We start from the raw sequence: 17,129 nt of genomic DNA on the forward strand, positions 1-17,129 counted from the left end.
GGCCGCTCCTTTTTTCAGGAGCGGCCGGGGAACGACCCCGAGGACACCATGTGACAGCACTTCTGGAGGTCGACGACCTGACCGTCGGCTTCGAACGGGACGGCACGCGCTCGGCCGCCGTGCGCGGGGTCTCGTTCGAGGTGGCCGCCGGTGAGCGGGTGGGCATCGTCGGCGAGTCCGGCTCCGGCAAGTCGGTCACCGCGCAGGCGGTGATGCGGCTGCTGCCGCTCTCGGCCGAGGTCGGCGGCGCGGTGCGGTTCGCCGGGGACGACGTTCTCGGGTACGACGCCAAGCGGCTGGCCGGGTGGCGCGGGTCCGACATCGCCATGGTGTTCCAGGACCCGATGTCCAGCCTGAACCCGTTGCTGCGCATCGGCACCCAGCTCACCGAGGGGCTGCGCCGGCACCGCGGGCTCTCCAAGCCGGCGGCCCGCGAGGAGGCGGCCCGTCTGCTGCGGACGGTCGGGATCGCCGACGCCGAACGGCGGCTGCGCGACTATCCGCACTCGTTCAGCGGCGGCATGCGGCAGCGGGTGTGCATCGCGATCGCGGCCGCCTGCACGCCAAAACTGATCATCGCGGACGAGCCGACGACCGCGCTCGACGTCACCGTTCAGGCCCAGGTGCTCGACCTGATGGACGAGCTGACCGACCGGCACGGCACGGCGACCGTGCTGATCAGCCACGACCTGGGCGTCGTCTCCAGCTTCTGCGACCGCATTCTCATCATGTACGCGGGCCGGGTGGTCGAGGCCGGGCCGGCCGACGACATCATCGCCCGGCCCGCCCACCCGTACACCCGGGCGCTTCTCGACTCGATCCCGCGGTTGCACGGCGAGTTGCCCCGGCGGCTGCCCGCCATCCCGGGGTCGCCGCCGTTCGGCACGGTGCCGGCCGACCGGTGCTCGTTCGCCGACCGCTGCCCGCGCGTCCAGGACGTGTGCCGCACCAACGACCCGGCGCTCGAGCCGACGGCGACCGGCCGCCCCGCCGCCTGTTTCTTCCCGCTCGATTCCGTCCCCGTGGAGGTCCGATGAGCGCGGTTGTCATCAACGGCCTCGCCGTGACCTACAAGCGGCCCGGCCGCGGGCTGCGCCAGGAGACGTTCAAGGCGGTGGACGACGTCTCGTTCACCATCGAGCCCGGCCGCACGCTCGGGCTGGCCGGCGAGTCCGGCTCCGGCAAGAGCAGCGTGGCCCGGGCCCTGATGCGGGTGGTCGAGCCGTCCGGCGGCTCGGTGCTGATCGGCGGCCAGGAGGTCACCAAGCTGCGCGGGGGAGACCTGCGCAAGTTCCGCCGGCACATGCAGATGGTGTTCCAGGACCCGTACGACTCGCTCAACCCCCGGCTCACGGCGGGCGACAACATCGCCGAGGCGCTGACCGCGGCCGGCGTGTCCCGGCCCGACCACACGTCCCGGACGCGGGAACTGCTCGACCGGGTCGGGTTGCCGGCCGCGTTCGCCCGGCGTTACCCGCACCAGATCTCGGGCGGTCAGCGGCAGCGGGTCTCGATCGCCCGCGCCCTGGCCGTCGGCCCGCAGGTGCTGGTGTGCGACGAGGCCGTCTCGGCGCTCGACGTCTCGGTGCGGGCCCAGATCCTCAACCTGCTCAAGGACCTGCAGGACGCGGACGGGCTGGCCTACCTGTTCATCTCGCACGACATGTCGACGCTGCGGTTCATGGCCGACGACATCGCCATCATGCGCGGCGGCCGGATCGTCGAGCACGGGCCGAGCGCCGACGTGTTCGCCCGGCCGGAACACCCGTACACCCGGGAACTGATCGCCGCCATCCCGGAGCCCGGCGCCGGCCGCCGGCGCCGCCGCACCGCAGAGGAGGTCCGATGACCGCCCCGCTCGAGATTCCCCAGGGCGACCCCGCCCTGCCCGGCTTCGGCCTGCGGGCCTGGCGCAGCCTCCGCAAGGACTGGCCGGCCTTGCTGTCGATCGTGCTGCTCGTGCTGCTGGCCCTGGCCGCGATCCTCGCGCCGCTGCTGGCCCCGCATCCGCCGCTGGCCACCTACCCGGACGGTCTGCAGGCCAACGGCGCGCCGGTCGGACCGGGCGGCGACTTCCCGCTCGGCGCCGACCCCAACGGCCGCGACGTGCTCTCCCGCCTGCTCTACGGCGCGCGGGTCTCGCTGGTCATCGGCATCCTGGCCAACGGCCTGGCCACCGTGATGGGGGTGCTGGTCGGCCTGGTCGCCGGCTATCTGGGCGGCTGGACCGAGACCGTGCTGATGCGGATCACCGACGTCATCATGTCGTTCCCGATCCTGCTGTTCTGCATCGCGCTGATCGCGGTGACCGGGCCCAGCGCCAAGAACGTGGTGTTCGTGATCGCGCTGATCTACTGGACGGCGCTGGCCCGGATCGTGCGCAGCCTGGTGCTCTCGCTCAAGGAGCGCGAGTTCGTGGTGGCCGCGCGCACGCTGGGCCTCTCGCACTGGCGGATCATGCGCAAGCACCTGTTCCCGCACCTGGTGCCCACGATCATCGTGTACGCCACGCTCGGCGTCGCGTCGTCGATCCTCATCGAGGCCTCGCTGTCCTTCCTGGGCGTCGGGGTGCCGGTGCCCGACCCGTCCTGGGGCCAGATGATCGAGCAGGGCAAGGACTACTTCCAGATCGCGCCCTGGCTGCTGTTCGCCCCCGGCGTCTGCCTGATCCTCACCGTCCTGGCCTTCAACCTGGCCGGCGACTGGCTTCGCGACCTGCTCGACCCGACCGCACCGGAGCGCCGCTGATGAGCCGTTTCCTGCTGCGCCGCCTGCCCCAGGCGCTCATCGTCCTGTTCGGCGTGGTCACCCTCGCCTTCCTGATGACCCACGTGGTGCCGGGTGACCCGGCCCGGCTCATCGCCGGCCCCAACGCCAGCGCGGCCACGGTCGCCTCGATCCACCACGAGCTGGGGCTGGACCGCTCGCTCGGCTACCAGTACTGGACCTACCTGCGCCAGGCGGTGCAGGGCGACCTTGGTACGAGTTACGCCCTGCAGGGCACGTCGGTGGCCTCGGCCATCGGGCACGCGCTGCCGGTCAGCGCGGCGGTGGCCGTGCTGGGAGTGTTGTGGGAGGTGCTGCTCGGCGTGCCGATCGGGATCATCGCCGCCTACCGGCCGCGGGGCCTGCTCGACCGGGCCACCACGTTCGGCTCGCTGATCGGGTTGTCGGCGCCGCCGTTCTGGCTCGGGCTGTTGCTGCTGTACGCGCTCGCCTACAAGAGCAGCGTCTTCCCGCTCAGTGGCTACTCCAACCCGTACATCAATTATCTGATCCTGCCGTCGTTCACTCTCGGACTGGGTGGGGCGGCCTGGTACGCCCGGCTCACCCGGACCAACATGCTCGAGGCGCTGCGCAGCCCGTACGTGCAGACCGCGCGGGCCAAGGGCATGCCCGAGAGCGTCATCCTGCTGCGGCACTGCCTGCGCAACGTGCTCAGCCCGCTGCTGACCATGCTCGGCATGGACCTCGGCTACTTCCTCGGTGGCGTGGTCGTCATCGAGTCCGTGTTCGGCCTGCCCGGCGTCGGCAAGCTCACCTTCGACGCCATCGGCACCCTCGACATTCCCATGATCACCGGCGCCGTCCTCTTCGCCGCCCTCTTCATCGTCGTGATGAACCTGCTGGTCGACCTCGCCTACGCGGCGATCGACCCGCGCGTACGTCGCTAGCTCCTGAAAGGAACCCCCCTCCATGACTGACAAACTTCGTGTCGCCGTTGTCGGCGCCGGCCGCTGGGCCCAGCGGGCGCACATCCCGGGCTGGCAGCGCGACCCCCGGGTCGAGGTCGTCGCGCTGGCCGACACCGACCCGGCGATCCTGGCCGAGGCGGGCGAGAAGTTCGGCGTACGCAAGCTGGTGACCGACTATCGCGAGCTCTGCGCCGACCCCGACATCGACGTGATCGACGTGGCCACGGCCAACCGCGCGCACTACGAGATCTCGGCCGCCGCGCTCGAGGCGGGCAAGCACGTGCTGTGCGAGAAGCCGGTGCACCACGACTTCCACGAGACACGGGCGCTCTCGGAGCTGGCCAAGACCAAGGGCGTGAAGACCAAGCTGGGCTTCACCTTCCGCTACGCGCCGGCCGTGCAGTACGCCAAGAGCCTGATCGACGCCGGGTTCGTGGGCACGCCGTACATCTTCAACGGCTACGAGCAGAACAGCCAGTGGATCGACCCGGCCACGCCGATGCGCCAGGTCGACCCCAACGCTGACCCGGACGTCATCGCCACGTCGTCGATCGAGGGCTACGGCGCGCCGATCATCGACATCATGCACTGGTGGAGCGGCGCCGAACTCGAGTCGGTGGTGGGCACCATGCGCAACTTCGTGCCGGAGCGGATGGTCCGCGACACCGGAAAGACGCAGCGGCTGAACATCGACGACGGCGACATGTGGATCGGCGAGTTCTCCAACGGCATGCTGGCCTCGATCCAGTCGTCGTACGTGACGGTGGGCAACTTCCCCGGCATCGAGGCCCGGATCTACGGCTCCGAGGGCGCGATCATCGTTCGGCTGGTCGACGAGTTCGGCATCTGCCAGACCATCAAGACGGCCACCAAGAACGAGGTGGAGTTCGTCGAGCGGCCGATCCCGCAAGAGTTCTTCCCGACCGGCGGCACCTCGGAGGAGGACTGGGACTTCCTGTTCTACTCGTGCCTCTGCCAGGACTTCGCGACCGAGATTCTTTCCGGTGGCGCGGCCAACCAGGGCGACTTCGGGCAGGGCGCTCTGGTGCAAGAGACCATCAACGCGTACGAGCGTTCTTTCCGCTCGCGCTCGTGGGTCAACCTGCCGCTGGACGCCGCATGAGCGCGCATTCCTGGGGATCTCTCGCTTCCTCCGCCACCGCGCGCGACATTCTGGACTCGGCGCTCGCCGCCGTGTCGGACAGATCGGAATTCGCCGACGTACGGCTGATCGAGGCCGAGGAGATGCGGTCGTACATCAGCCTGGGCGGCGATCCGGACGAGCGGATCGAGCAGAACATAGGCATCGGTGTACGAGTTCTGGTCGACGGGCAGTGGGGCTTCGCGGCCCGTCCGCTGGCCTCCGCGGCCGATGCTGCGGTCGCGGCTCGGGATGCGCACGCCTCGGCGGTCGCGCTGGCCGGCTCGGGCAAGCCGGTGTCGCTGCCGCCGCGCGAGCCGTCCAGCGGTTCGTATGCGACCTCCGTCGGCGAGGACCCGTTCGCGGTGCCGACCGCGCGGCGGTACGAGCTGCTGGCCGACTGGCTCGCTGCCGCCTCCGCGCCGGCCGAAGTGGCGGCCGTGCAGGCCGGGATCAACGCCAAGCGCCAGCACCGCCACTACGCCGACACCGAGGGCTCGCGGCAGCACCAGCACTTCGTCGAGACCGGGGCGATGGTGCTGGTCACCGCGCGCGGCCACGGCGACGTGCAGCGGCGAAGCTACCCCAACTCGTTCCACGGCAACACGGCCGCGGCCGGCTGGGAGTACCTGTCCTCGCTGTCGATGACCGAGCAGGCGGCGCGGGTCGGCGAGGAGGCGGTCATGCTTCTCACCGCGCCGGTCGCCGCGCCCGGCCGGGCCGACGTGGTGATCGGGCCGCAGCAGGTGTCCCTGCAGATTCACGAGTCCAGCGGGCACGCCCTCGAACTCGACCGAATCCTGGGCGACGAGGCCAACTACGCGGGCACGTCGTTCATCCGGCCCGAGGACATCGGGTCGCTGCGGTACGGCTCGGAGGCGGTCACCATCACCTCCGACCCGACCGTGCCCGGCACCCGGGGCAGCTTCGCCTTCGACGACGAGGGCACGCCGGCCCGGGCCTTCAATTTGATCGACCGGGGAATCGTGCGGAACACGCTGTCCAACCGGGACTCGGCGGCGCGCTCGGGGCAGACGCTGACCGGGGCCGCCCGCTCGGACGGGTGGGGCTATCTGCCGGTCTGCTTCGCCACGCACGTGTTCCTGCAGCCGGGAGAGGGCAGCCTCGACGAGCTGCTGCAGCGGATGGGCGACGGCTACTACATCGACGACAACCGCAGCTGGTCGATCGACAACCAGCGGCTCAACTTCCAATTCGGGACCGAGGTCGCGTACGAGGTGAAGGGTGGGCGCCGAGGGCGGCTGCTCAAGAATTTCTCGTACGGGGGAATCACCCCGCAATTCTGGGGGTCGGTCGAAGCGGTGGCCGGGCCGTCGGAATTCCGGTCGTACGGCTACCCGTGCGGCAAGGGCGAGCCGAAGCAGTGGGGATTCCTGTCCCACGGCGCGTCGCCCATGCTCGTGCGCGACCTCAGGATCGGAGTCGCCTGATGTCCTCGTTCACTGCGCCCGTCGCGCCGGACGCTCTGCTGGAGACGTTGCAGAAGGCGGCCGCCAGCGCCGATGCCGACGCCGTCGAGATCGCCCTGCTGGGGCGGGCCGGCGAGTACACCCGGTTCGCCGGGGGCCGGATCCACCAGCCGCAGAACATCACCGAAACCCAGTTCACCGTGCGGGCGATCGTGAACGGGCACGCCGCGCGGGCTGCTTGCGGGGCGCTCGCCTTTCTGGATGACGCCGTGGCCCGTGCCGCCGCGCTGGCCCGTGAGTTGGCGGCGCGCGCCTCTTCACCCGGCCACGCCGTAGTGGCCGCCGCCGACGCCGTCTCACCCCCATTGGAAATGTCCGTCTGGAGTGAGGACACGGTGGCGTTCGACGGTGGGGCGCGAGCGGCCCTCGCCTCCTCGGCCATGCGGCAGAACGCGGCCGCGGCGGGCATGTTCGGCCGCGCCGTCACCCAGATGGCCGTGGTCAACAGCGCCGACGTCGCCCGGCACACGCTCGCCACCGAGGCGTCCGGCAGCCTGACCGCCACCGTCGACGAGGGCACCTCGCACTGGATCGACCTGCACCGCTCGTCCTCGGCCCTGAACATCGAGCAGGCCATCGAGCGTACGGTCCGCGAGGCCACCGCCGGCCGGGGTCGCGGCCCGCTGGCCGACGGGCACTACACCGTGGTGCTGGGCCCCCAGGCGGCCGGTGAGCTGATCGGGTTCCTGCCCGACTTTGGCTTCGCGGGCGAACTGGCGGCGGCCGGGGTCGGGCTGCTCGCCGCCCCGGGCGCGGGCGCCCAGGTGGCGGCGCCGATGGTGACCGTCGCCGACGACGCCCTGGCCGTGGACGGTCTGCCGATCGGTTTCGACCTCGAGGGCACGGCGAAGTCGCGGGTCGCACTGCTGGACGCGGGCCGGGTCGGCGCCGCCGTGACCGACCTGACCACCGCGCGAGCGCTGGGCACCGCCTCGACCGGGCACGCGCACGTGGCCCGGGAGGAACCACCCCGCCCGGTCGCCGCCAACCTGCGGCTCGAACCAGGCGACCAGACCGAGGAGGACCTCATCGCCGGGGTCGAACGCGGCGTCTACGTGCAGCGCTTCTGGTACACGCGGCTGGTCGACCGGGTCACCGGCACGATCACCGGGGTGTCCCGGGACGGCTGCTTCCTGATCGAGAACGGCCGCCTGGCCGCCCCGGTCGCGGGGGCGCGGTTCACCCACTCCGTCCTCGATCTGCTCTCGACCGTCGACGGGCTGGGCAGCGAACTGCGGTCGCAGCCGGTCATGAACGTGTGGAACGGCGCGGCCACCGCACCGGCGCTGCGCGGGCACAAATTTCGATTCGGAGCAGCCCGATGAGCGGGGTGCGCACCAATCGGGACCGGCTGGTCACCCAGATTCTGGTGGGTGAGGTGTGGCCGGCGCTGGCCGACCGGCACGGCTACCGGGTGGACGCCGACGGCACGCCGTTCCTGCTGCCCGGCATGGGCGGGGTCACGCTGGGCGCGCACGCGGGCGACCCGGCCACCGGCTACGCGGCCGACCACCTCGAACCAGGCTTGTCGGTACGGGCGGCGGGGGAGGGGGCCAACATGGCCCTGCAGTTCCTGTCCTGCGTCGGCAACGAGGTCACCGTGCGATCGGGGCCGGCCGCCGGGAAGACCGGACGCGTGCTCGGCCAGCACGCGTACGTGCTGGTCGACATGGCCGAGGACGACCTCGCACTGGTCGCCCCGGGCGACCGCGTGAGCATTCGCGCGTACGGGCAAGGTCTGCGCTTTCTCGACCACCCCACGGTCGTGGCCAAGAACCTGGACCCCGGCTTCCTCGACAGCCTGCCGATCCGGACGCTCGACGACGGGCGGCTCGAGGTCGAGGTGGCGGCCCGGGTGCCGGCAGCGGCGGTCGGCGCGGGCGCCGGCATGGTGTCCGAGTTCGCCAACACCGACCTGATGGGCGCCTACGCCGGGCAGGGCGACGACCTGTCGCTCGGGCTCGAGTCGCTGCGGCTCGGCGACCTGGTGCTGCTGGAGGACCAGGACCACCGGTACGGCCGTGGCTACCGGCCCGGCTACCTGACCGTCGGGGTGATCTGCACCGGGCACTGCCGGCTGTTCGGCCACGGCCCCGGCCCGTCGACCATCCTGTCCGGCCCGGCCGAAGCGTTCCATGTGAAAGGGGCATCGTGAAGACGGTTGCCATGAACCTGAGCGGCGCCGTCGAGACGCCCGAGATGCCGTCGTCGCCGTACCTGGTCGACGTCGACGGCCGTCCGTACGTGCCGATCGGCACAGCCGGGATCGTGCTCGGCGTCCGCCTCGGTGACGGGGTGTTCGACCACGACGCCGACCACGCGGCGCCCGGCGTCACGCTCTCGCACACCGACCAGGCCGCCCGGCACGGGCTGACCGCGCTCGCCTGCCTCGGCAACGAGGCGGTGGTGCACGGCGGCGCGGCGGCCGGGCGGCGCGGCCGGGTGCTCGGCAAGCGGGGCGAGCAGGGCCGGGTGATCGTCGTCTTCCCCGACGACGTGCTCGAACTGCTGCTGCCGGGCGACCCGATCCTGGTTCGGGCCCATGGCCAGGGCGCTGTCGTTTCGCCTTCCGTCGCCTTGATCAACACGGATCCGGACTTCCTCGACCGGCTCCCGATCTCGGTCGGCAATGATGGCGTACGAGCGTCGGTGCGCGCCGCCGTGCCGTCGGCGCTGGCCGGCAACGGGATCGGCCGTCCGGCTCACATGTGGGACCTCGACCTGCAGGTGACCGCGGAGACCGCGGCCGCGGCCGGGCTGGCCGGGCTGCTGTTGGGCGACCTGGTGGCCGTCGACGACCTGGACGTCCGGCACAACGCCGGCTACCGCCGCGGCTGGCGCACGGTGGGCCTGATCGTGCACGGCGGCAGCCCTCAGCCGGGGCACGGTCCCGGCCTGATGCCCATGCTGTGCGGGCCGCGGGAGGCTCTGACGATCGACATCCAGGGCGACCAGCACCGGGGAGTCACCGCCGAGCACCTAGACTTCCGGCCATGAGCGATCCCGCGAGCTTCCTGCACCGCTCCCTGCCGGAGGCGGTCTATCTGGAGCTGCGCCGCAAGATCCTCAACAACGAGTACGAGGCCGGCCAGCGCCTGATCGAGGCGCCCCTGGCTGAGGAACTGGGGGTCAGCCGCTCCACCGTCCGCGAGGCGCTGCGCCAACTGAACGTCGACGGCCTGGTCGAGATCACCCCGCGCCGCCACAGCGTGGTCACCCGCATGTCGTACGAGGAAATACGAGACGCCTGCTACGCGCGGTTCGTCCTGGAGGCCGGCGCCGCCCGCCTGCTGACCTTCCACAAGGACCCCATAGTCGACCGCCTGCAGGCGGTAGTGGACCGCATGGCCGCCACAGCCACGAACGGCGACGTGGCGGCCATGATCGACCTCGACACGGAGTTCCACAGCTGCATCATCGACGCGGCGGGAAAGCACCGTTTGGCCGCCCTGTGGCGAACCCTGGACGCCCAGATGGGCGCCCTGATGCGCTCGTCGATCGACCGCCAGCACATCGGCCTCGACGAGGCAGCCCGCCGCCACCAACAGGTGGTTGACGTCTTCCGCGTAGGCACAGCCGAGAACTTCGTCCAAATCCTGGAGGAGCACTACCTGGGCACGGTCGACAGCATGGCCCAGGCCGGCGTCCTGGATTCGGCGGCCGCCTTCAAGTCCTGACCGCCCGCGCACGGCCGCGCCCGCACGCCAACAACGCTCAATTGGAACGCGCCCGCGCATGTATTGAGCGTTTCGCACGGTCGTGCTCGGGTGTTGAGCGTTTAGCGCGGCCGCGCGCATGTGTTGAGCGTTTCGTGCGGCTGCGTGCAGGTGTTGAGCGTTTGGCGGGCTGCGTGCGGGTGTTGAGCGTTCGTGCGGCTGCGCGCAGGTGTTGAGCGTTTCGCATGGTCGTGCTCGGGTGTTGAGCGTTTGGCGGACTGCGCGCATGTGCTGAGCGTTTGGCGCGGCGGTGCTCAAGCGGGGACGGGGGTTGGTCGCGGTCGGGTCGGAGTTAGGACGGCGGCGATCGCGATGTCGGCGGCGGCGACGATCGCGGCGGTGAGGAAGCCGTTCTCGAAGCCGGTCAGGGTGGTGCCGGCGATGCTGGCGGCGGCCACGCTCGAGATGACGGCGGCCCCGAGTGAGGCGCCGAACTCGTGGAACGTGCTGACGATGCCCGAGGCGATGCCGGCCTCGTGCGGGGCGACCTGGCCGAGCGCGGTGGCCGAGGCGACCACGAACAGCACGCCGGTGCCGGCGGCGGCGATGACGACGCCGGTCACGACCGTGGCGGTGGTGAGCGACAACGCGGGAACGGCCATGCCGGCGGCGGCGATCGCGGTGCCGGCCATCGCGAGCGGCCGGGCGCCGAGGCGGCCGATCAGGCGGCCGGTCAGCTGCGCCCCGGCCATCGTGGACACGGCCACCGGCAGGAACAGCAGGCCGGTGGTCAGCGCGCCGAACCCGCGGGCGTGCTGGAAATAGAACGTGCCCAGGAAGAAGACGGCGATCATGAGCGCGGTGGCCAGCAGGATCAGGAAGGCGCCGGTCGCAACCGGACGGCGGGCCAGCAGCGACACGTCCATCAGCGGCGACGACGCCCGCCGCTGCCACGCGACGAAGACGACGTAGCCGATCGCGGCGGCCAGCACGAGCAGGCCGGTGACCGGGCTGAGCCAGCCCCGGTCACCCGCCCCGATCAACGCGAAGATCACGGCCGCGGTGGAAGCGGTCACCAGCACCGCGCCGAACACGTCCAGCCGCGTACGACTTTCCGCATTCGCATTCGCGGTTGAGGGCGCGTCCGCGTTCGCATCGGAGTGCTCTCCCGGGGTCGCGTCCCCGCTGTCAGCCAGGGTCGCCGGGAGCATGCTGGTCAGTGCAACCGCGATGATCAGGCCGACCGGCACGTTGACGTAGAAGACCCACGGCCAGCCGGGGCCTGCCGTGATGAGGCCGCCGAGCAGCACGCCGAGGGCCGCCCCGCCGCCGCCCAGCGCGGACCAGATGCCCAGCGCCCGGTTGCGCTCGTCGCCGTCGAACAGGGCGACCACCAGCGACAACGCGGCCGGGGAAAGCAGGGCGGCGCCGAGGCCCTGCGCGATGCGGCCACCCAGCAGCGCCTCCGGCGACCAGGCCAGCCCGGTGACGAGGGACGCCACCGAGAAGATGAGCAGCCCGGCCAGCAGGACGCGTTTGGCGCCGGCCAGGTCGGCCAAGCGGCCGCCCAGCAGCATGAGGCCGCCGAAGGTCAGCGTGTAGGCGCTCACCGTCCAGGTCAGCGTCTCGCGGCTCAGGTTCAGGTCGGCGCCCATGCTGGGCAGCGCGATGGCCACCACGGTGACGTCGAGGATGAGCATCAGCTGGGCGATCCCGAGAAATCCGAGGATCCGCCAGCGCGCGGGATGGGATGTCATGATCAGCCTCCAGAGCTAACTCGTACGTGTGTGTACGAGTTAACCGGCAGCGTATCTCGTACATTCCCGTACGAGATAAAGTGGTCGCATGGCTGACACCAGGGCGCGCCCCCGCCGGGCCGACGCCGAACGCAGCATCGCGCGCATCGTGGCCGGGGCCCGGGCCGCACTCAGCCGCGATCCGGACGCGACGGTGGACGACATCGCCGCCGCTGCCGGGGTCGGGCGCATGACGGTGTACGGCCACTTCCGCACCCGGCCTGAGCTGGTCGAGGCCGCTCTGGCCGATGCTTTGCGGGCCGGCGAAGAGAAGCTGGCTGGGGTCGACCTCGAGGGCGACCCCCGCCATGTGCTGACCCGTCTGCTCGGGTCGAGCTGGTCGCTGGTGTCGGAATCAAACGCGCTTCTGTCAGCGGCCGAAAAGGTGCTGCCCGAGGGCCGGGTGCGCCAGTTGCACGCGGCCGCCGCCGACCGCGTCGAGCGCCTGATCCGCCGCGGTCAGCGCGACGGCGTCTTCCGCACCGACCTGCCGATCACATGGATGGTCAATGTGATTCAGCACGTCCTGCACGGCGCCGCCGAAGAGGTGCGCACCGGCCGCGTACGGGAAAGGGACGTGCCCGACCTCGTGACGAAGACGGTGTTGTCGATTCTCAGCGGCTGAGCAGGTAGTCCTGGGCGGTCGAGCGCAACCGGGTGTGGATTCCCTCGTACGCGGGAGGGTTGTGCAGGAAGGTTTTGGCGACCTTGGCCAGCATGGTGTAGTTCGGGTCGCAGACGTTGCCGACCGGGGCCTCGCCGGCCTGGCTGATCAGTTGGTAGGCGTCGAGGATGTCCAGGCCGGTCAGGTCGGCGGTCCAGGTGACCAGGTCGTGCTGGCTCATGCGGTACGCGTCCTCGAGCGGGCGGGCCGAGCCGGCCGACATCAGGGCGGCGTCGGTCTCGAAGCGTGGCGTGGGGGTGGCCGCGCCCTTGATGACGTCGAGGATGAGCACCGTGTTCATGGCTGACTCGACGCCCGTACCGCAGACCTCGCCGTCGCCCTGGCGGCAGTGGCCGTCGCCGAGGGCGAAGAGTGCGCCGGGCACGTTAACGCCGAAGTACGCGGTCACGCCGGCCCGCAGCTCAGGAGTGTCCAGGTTGCCGCCGTGGGCGTCAGGGACGATCGTCATGCGGCTCTCGAACGCGGCGGGCGCGACCCCGGCCGTGCCGTGCATGGGGTCCAGTGGCAGTTCGACGGTGAAGTCGCTGCGCCGTGCGTGGTAGCGGACGACGCCGGCGGCCACGTCCACGTCGTACTTCCAGACCAGTTCGTCCAGCGGCGGGTGCAGCATCGCTGTGGTGTGGGTGCCGGTGAGCGCCCCGAAGTGCGGGAACGTCGACGAGACGGCCCACTCGCGGGCGGGCACGATCTCGACGAAGTGCACGGCCAGCGTGTCGCCCGGCTCGGCCCCCTCGACGTGGATGGGGCCGGTGACCGGGTTCAGGTAGGGGAACTCGCAGACCACGGAGGGCAGGTCGCCCACGTCGCGGACCCGGCCGCCGAAACAGTCCTCGGTGTAGAGCTCGACGATCGTGCCCGGCTTGACCCGGCGTACGGGCTCACGCCCACCGAAGGTGTACGACAGTTCCTCAGGAGTGGGGCGGTAGCTCACGACGTCGGTCATCGGCTGTCCTCCGGCGATGAAAGGCCGGCCAGCGCGGGGCGGCGGCCGGTCACGTAGAACACGATAAGCACGATCACTCCGACACCGAGCCAGGCGAAGCCGAGCGTCTGCGCGGCGATGTCCGCGTTGATCACCACGTAGAGCAGAATCAGGAATCCGATCACCGGAACGATCAGGTGCCGCCACCAGTCCCGGCTGTGATTTCGTACGACGTAGTGCACGATAACCGCGACGTGGAGAGCCAGGAAGGCGGTCATGGCGCCGAAGTTGACCAGCGTCGACAACAGCGAAATGCCGTCGTCGCGCGAGGCCATGTAGAGCCCGAGCACCAAGGACACCGCCGCGACCAGCAGGGTGGCGTTGGCTGGCACCCGGTGCCGCTCGTTGATCCGGCTCAGGAAGCGCGGCATCTGCCCGTCGCGGGCCATCGCGTACAGCAGCCTGCTGGTAGCGGCCTGGGCCACCAGCGAATTGGCGAAGCCCCAGGCGATCGCGGTGGCCAGGGCCGTCAGGTTGGCCAGCCAGCCACCGCCGGCCGCCCGAGCGGCGTCGTAGAACGCCGTACCTTCGGGGTCGCCGTTGGCCAGCAGTCCGGGAGCGTCCGGCACCAGCAGAGCAGCAACCCAGGTCTGTACGACGAACAGCGTGCCCGCCAGCAGCAGCGCGCCCACCATCGCCCGTCCGATCTGGCGCGCTTCTTCCCGGCTTTCCTCGGCGAGCATCGAAATGCCGTCAAAACCAAGAAATGACAGTACGGCGATCGACACCGCGCCGAAGACGACCGACCACGAGAACGTGTCGGCGTTGTAGAGCGGGCTCCACGAGAAGCCGTCGCCCTTCCCGTTGGCGAGAGCCACCACCCCGACCACCAGGAAGATGGCCAGGATGACGACCTCGGCCGCCAGCATGATCCGGTTGACCCGGGCCGTCATCTTGATGCCCAGATAGTTGACCACGGTGTTGAGCAGGACAAACGCGACCAGCCACAGCCACACCGGCACTCCCGGCACGAGCGAGTGCATGGCCACGCTCGCGACGAGATACAGCAACCCCGGCACGAGCACGTAGTCGAGCAGGATCACCCACCCGGCCAGGAACCCGACCGGCGGCGCGATCCCCCGCCCGGCATAGCTGTAGACCGACCCTGCCATCGGAAAGGCCTTGACCATTTGCGCGTACGAGAGGGCGGTGAACATCATCGCGACCATCCCGATGACGTACGCGAGGGCGACCATGCCGCCCGACCCGTTGTACACACTGCCGAAGATCCCGAAGGGCGCGATCGGCACCATGAAGATCAGCCCGTAGATCAGCAGATCGGTGAAGCTCAGCGACCGGCTGAGCTCCTGCCGATACCCGAACTTCTCGATGTCCGCCATGGCGCCGCCTCTCAGGCTAGAAACGCACCATAGATCGAATGTCCTCGATCGTCACCCCCCGCCCGGTAGTGTCGCGGCCGCGGGGTGTGATGGGGAGGTGGCATGGGCGGCGTCGATGTGCTGATCATCGCGGCGTTGAAGGAAGAGCTCGATGCCGTGCGGGCGGCGTCGGGCGTGACCTGGACGCCGTACGAGGGAAATCTGCCGTTTTTGCACGCCGACTACCCGTGCCGTGACGGCCGGCGTCTGTCGCTCGCGCTGGCCCGGCCGACCCGGATGGGCGGCCGCACCACCGGCCAGTTCGCGACGCACCTGGCCGGCGAGCTGAAGCCCGGGTGCCTGGCGATGTCCGGCGTCTGCGCGGGTAACCCGTCGGACGTCGCGCTCGGCGACGTCGTGGTCGCCGAGATCGCGTACGAGTACGACGAGGGCAAGGTGACCGCGGAGGGCCTGGTCGGCGATCACCGCCAGTTCCGATTGGACGAGCGGTGGTTCCGCGCGGCTCAGGAGTTCGATCCGGCCGGGCTGCCGAGCTACGGCGAGGCGACCGAACAGGAGGCGGCCGTCTGGTTCCTCGAGCGGCTGCACGCCGGGCAGGACCCGAGGAGGCATCCGGCCCGCGACCGCTACTTCCCCGCCGGCACCTGGAACCCCCGTATCGCGGGGCTCGAAGATCGCGGTCTCGTGGCGTGGGGTGATCCCGGCTGGGAGCTGACCGCCGCGGGCCGCTCGCATGTCACGCGGCTGCTGTACAACGACGTCGACGGTCCCGACAAGCTGCCGTTCGCCGTGGTGGCCGGCCCGATGGCCAGCGGCAGCTACGTGGCCAAGGACGGCGAGTCGTGGGATCGGCTCGCGGCCATGGGGGTGCGTACGGTGGTCGGCCTCGAGATGGAGGCCGCGACCATCGCCACGGTGGCCGCCGGGCAGAACGTCCCGCACTGGCTCGTCGTGAAGGGCGTGATGGACCACGCCGACCCCAACAAGGACGACCGCTACAAGAGGTTCGCCGCGCGGGCCGCCGCCGAGGTCTTGCTGGCGCTGCTCGACCAGCTCGCCGGCCGGGGGCCGAGCTCAGGCCCAGCCGCCGTCGTCCCGCCGACAAGCAAGTACCGGGTTACCGTCACCGGGTCGAAGGGCGTGCAGATCGGCGACGGCACCACGCAGAACAACACTTTCACCTAGAGCGGAGGCCGGCCGAACATGCGGCACACGGCCAGGTCCAAAGCTTTGGTGAGTACGGGGAACAGGGCGTCGTCGGGCTGGGTGGGCATCATGAGGACGATGCTCCGTTCGCCCGCACGGTCCGTGTAGGTCCACGAGACGTACCCCGGGATGCCGCCGTTGTGCCCGAAGACCGGCCCGCACGAGAGCTGTTCGATGAACAGGCCCAGCCCGTAGCTGAAGGTGGGCGCCACCACGACCGGGGTCAGCAGCTCCCGCTGCTGAGCCGGGGCGAGCAGGCGGCCCCGCAGGAGGGCTTCGTAGAACGTCCGCAGGTCGGTGGCGTTCGAGGTCATCGCGCCGGCCGCCCACACCGAGGACGGGTCGACCGCCGTGATGTCCCGGTAGCCGGCGCCGGTCACCGACGGCGGCAGGTAACCGTGGGCGTGATAGCCCGCGATCCGCGTAGTCGCCGGGAACGCGGTGCTGCGCAGGCCCAGAGGCCGGATGACACGCTGCTCGACCAGCCGCTCGAGGGCGCGGCCGCTCGCCTTCTCGACGATCAGGCCGGCCAGAATGTAGTTGGTGTTGGAGTAGGACCAGCCGCCGCCGGGCTCGAAGGAGGGCGGGTGGCTGTTGGCGATGGCGATCAGCTCGCGCGGCGTCCGCGGGCGGGTCGGGTCGGCCAGGAACTCGGCGAAGAACGTCTCGTCGGCGCCGTAGTCGAACAGGCCGCTGGTGTGGTTGAGCAGCATCCGCAGGGTGATGTTCTGGCCGTTCGGCACCAGGCCGGGCAGCCAGTGCTCCACGGTGTCGGTGAGCCGCAGCCGCCGTTCGCCAACCAGTTGCAGTGCCACGACCGACACGAACGTCTTGGTGTCGCTGCCGACGCGGAAGCGCGCCGACGGCCGCAACGCCTGCCGCGGTTCGAGCCGGGCGACGCCGCTGGTCAGCTGGATCGTCCGCCGGCCGTCGTCGACCACGGCCAGGGCACCGGTTCCCCCGGCCGCGACCACGTCGTCGAGGGCGGCCTGCAGAGCGGGGTCGCCGCGGGCGGCCGACGCCGGCGCGGCCGCAGTGGCCGGGAGCACCAGCGCGGCGCAGATCACGAGGAGCGTGCGTATCGATGCATGTCTCATCCCATCACCGTGGCACTGCCGACGGCGTCGCACAGGCGGCC

Annotated in this window: 16 protein-coding genes; 12 read left to right on the forward strand and 4 right to left on the reverse strand. The window is 70.6% G+C overall.

Annotated elements, in window-relative coordinates:
• The first annotated feature begins 50 nt into the window (after positions 1–50).
• Genes OWR29_RS03195 through OWR29_RS03240 form a run of 10 tightly spaced genes read left to right on the forward strand, consistent with a single transcriptional unit; the run spans position 51 to position 10,003 of the window.
• Positions 51–1,037, forward strand: a complete 987-nt coding sequence (locus OWR29_RS03195; RefSeq protein WP_267560784.1) for an ABC transporter ATP-binding protein — start codon at positions 51–53, stop codon at positions 1,035–1,037.
• Positions 1,034–1,849 (forward strand): ATP-binding cassette domain-containing protein, encoded by an 816-nt coding sequence (locus OWR29_RS03200; RefSeq protein WP_267560786.1) that lies wholly within the window; start codon positions 1,034–1,036, stop codon positions 1,847–1,849. Before OWR29_RS03195 ends, OWR29_RS03200 begins: the two co-directional genes overlap by 4 nt.
• The gene (locus tag OWR29_RS03205) at positions 1,846–2,748 is read left to right on the forward strand and encodes an ABC transporter permease (protein WP_267560787.1); all 903 of its coding nucleotides are present in this window, start codon (positions 1,846–1,848) and stop codon (positions 2,746–2,748) included. The genes OWR29_RS03200 and OWR29_RS03205 overlap by 4 nt, the downstream gene beginning before the upstream one ends.
• Complete coding sequence (locus tag OWR29_RS03210; protein ID WP_267560788.1) at positions 2,748–3,674, forward strand: ABC transporter permease; 927 nt, start codon at positions 2,748–2,750, stop codon at positions 3,672–3,674. The genes OWR29_RS03205 and OWR29_RS03210 overlap by 1 nt, the downstream gene beginning before the upstream one ends.
• Positions 3,675–3,696: 22 nt before the next feature.
• On the forward strand, positions 3,697–4,818 hold the full coding sequence (locus OWR29_RS03215; RefSeq protein WP_267560790.1) for a Gfo/Idh/MocA family protein: 1,122 nt from the start codon (positions 3,697–3,699) through the stop codon (positions 4,816–4,818).
• Positions 4,815–6,287 carry a TldD/PmbA family protein gene (locus tag OWR29_RS03220; RefSeq protein WP_267560791.1) on the forward strand — a complete coding sequence of 491 codons (1,473 nt, stop codon included), beginning with the start codon at positions 4,815–4,817 and terminating at the stop codon, positions 6,285–6,287. The genes OWR29_RS03215 and OWR29_RS03220 overlap by 4 nt, the downstream gene beginning before the upstream one ends.
• Entirely contained in the window at positions 6,287–7,651 is a 1,365-nt protein-coding gene (locus OWR29_RS03225) for a TldD/PmbA family protein (protein ID WP_267560793.1), read from the forward strand. The genes OWR29_RS03220 and OWR29_RS03225 overlap by 1 nt, the downstream gene beginning before the upstream one ends.
• Positions 7,648–8,481 (forward strand): DUF4438 family protein, encoded by an 834-nt coding sequence (locus tag OWR29_RS03230; protein ID WP_267560794.1) that lies wholly within the window; start codon positions 7,648–7,650, stop codon positions 8,479–8,481. The genes OWR29_RS03225 and OWR29_RS03230 overlap by 4 nt, the downstream gene beginning before the upstream one ends.
• Positions 8,478–9,323, forward strand: coding sequence for a DUF4438 family protein (locus tag OWR29_RS03235; protein WP_267560795.1), 846 nt, complete (start codon positions 8,478–8,480; stop codon positions 9,321–9,323). Before OWR29_RS03230 ends, OWR29_RS03235 begins: the two co-directional genes overlap by 4 nt.
• Entirely contained in the window at positions 9,320–10,003 is a 684-nt protein-coding gene (locus tag OWR29_RS03240; RefSeq protein ID WP_267560796.1) for a GntR family transcriptional regulator, read from the forward strand. The genes OWR29_RS03235 and OWR29_RS03240 overlap by 4 nt, the downstream gene beginning before the upstream one ends.
• A 293-nt stretch (positions 10,004–10,296) precedes the next feature.
• Here the strand turns inward: OWR29_RS03240 and OWR29_RS03245 are convergent, their stop codons facing one another.
• Positions 10,297–11,739: an MFS transporter gene (locus tag OWR29_RS03245; RefSeq protein ID WP_267560798.1), complete on the reverse strand. Its 1,443-nt coding sequence runs from the start codon at positions 11,737–11,739 to the stop codon at positions 10,297–10,299.
• A gap of 88 nt (positions 11,740–11,827) precedes the next feature.
• On the opposite strand from OWR29_RS03245, the gene OWR29_RS03250 reads away from it, so the two are divergent.
• Positions 11,828–12,403 carry a TetR/AcrR family transcriptional regulator gene (locus OWR29_RS03250; RefSeq protein WP_267560799.1) on the forward strand — a complete coding sequence of 192 codons (576 nt, stop codon included), beginning with the start codon at positions 11,828–11,830 and terminating at the stop codon, positions 12,401–12,403.
• Here OWR29_RS03250 and OWR29_RS03255 read toward each other — a convergent pair.
• Entirely contained in the window at positions 12,393–13,406 is a 1,014-nt protein-coding gene (locus OWR29_RS03255; RefSeq protein ID WP_267560800.1) for an acetamidase/formamidase family protein, read from the reverse strand. The two genes, OWR29_RS03250 and OWR29_RS03255, sit on opposite strands and share 11 nt — an antisense overlap.
• On the reverse strand, positions 13,403–14,785 hold the full coding sequence (locus OWR29_RS03260) for an APC family permease (protein ID WP_267560802.1): 1,383 nt from the start codon (positions 14,783–14,785) through the stop codon (positions 13,403–13,405). Before OWR29_RS03260 ends, OWR29_RS03255 begins: the two co-directional genes overlap by 4 nt.
• 102 nt (positions 14,786–14,887) lie before the next feature.
• Here OWR29_RS03260 and OWR29_RS03265 point away from each other — a divergent pair, with 102 nt between their 5' ends.
• Positions 14,888–15,970: a hypothetical protein gene (locus OWR29_RS03265; RefSeq protein WP_267560803.1), complete on the forward strand. Its 1,083-nt coding sequence runs from the start codon at positions 14,888–14,890 to the stop codon at positions 15,968–15,970.
• On the opposite strand, the gene OWR29_RS03270 is transcribed toward OWR29_RS03265, so the two are convergent.
• Entirely contained in the window at positions 15,967–17,088 is a 1,122-nt protein-coding gene (locus OWR29_RS03270) for a serine hydrolase domain-containing protein (protein ID WP_267560805.1), read from the reverse strand. The genes OWR29_RS03265 and OWR29_RS03270 overlap by 4 nt on opposite strands.
• Between the last annotated feature and the right edge of the window lie 41 nt (positions 17,089–17,129).

The sequence above is a fragment of the Paractinoplanes pyxinae genome, from assembly GCF_026626335.1.
In the GTDB taxonomy this organism is placed as follows: Bacteria; Actinomycetota; Actinomycetes; order Mycobacteriales; family Micromonosporaceae; genus Actinoplanes; species Actinoplanes pyxinae.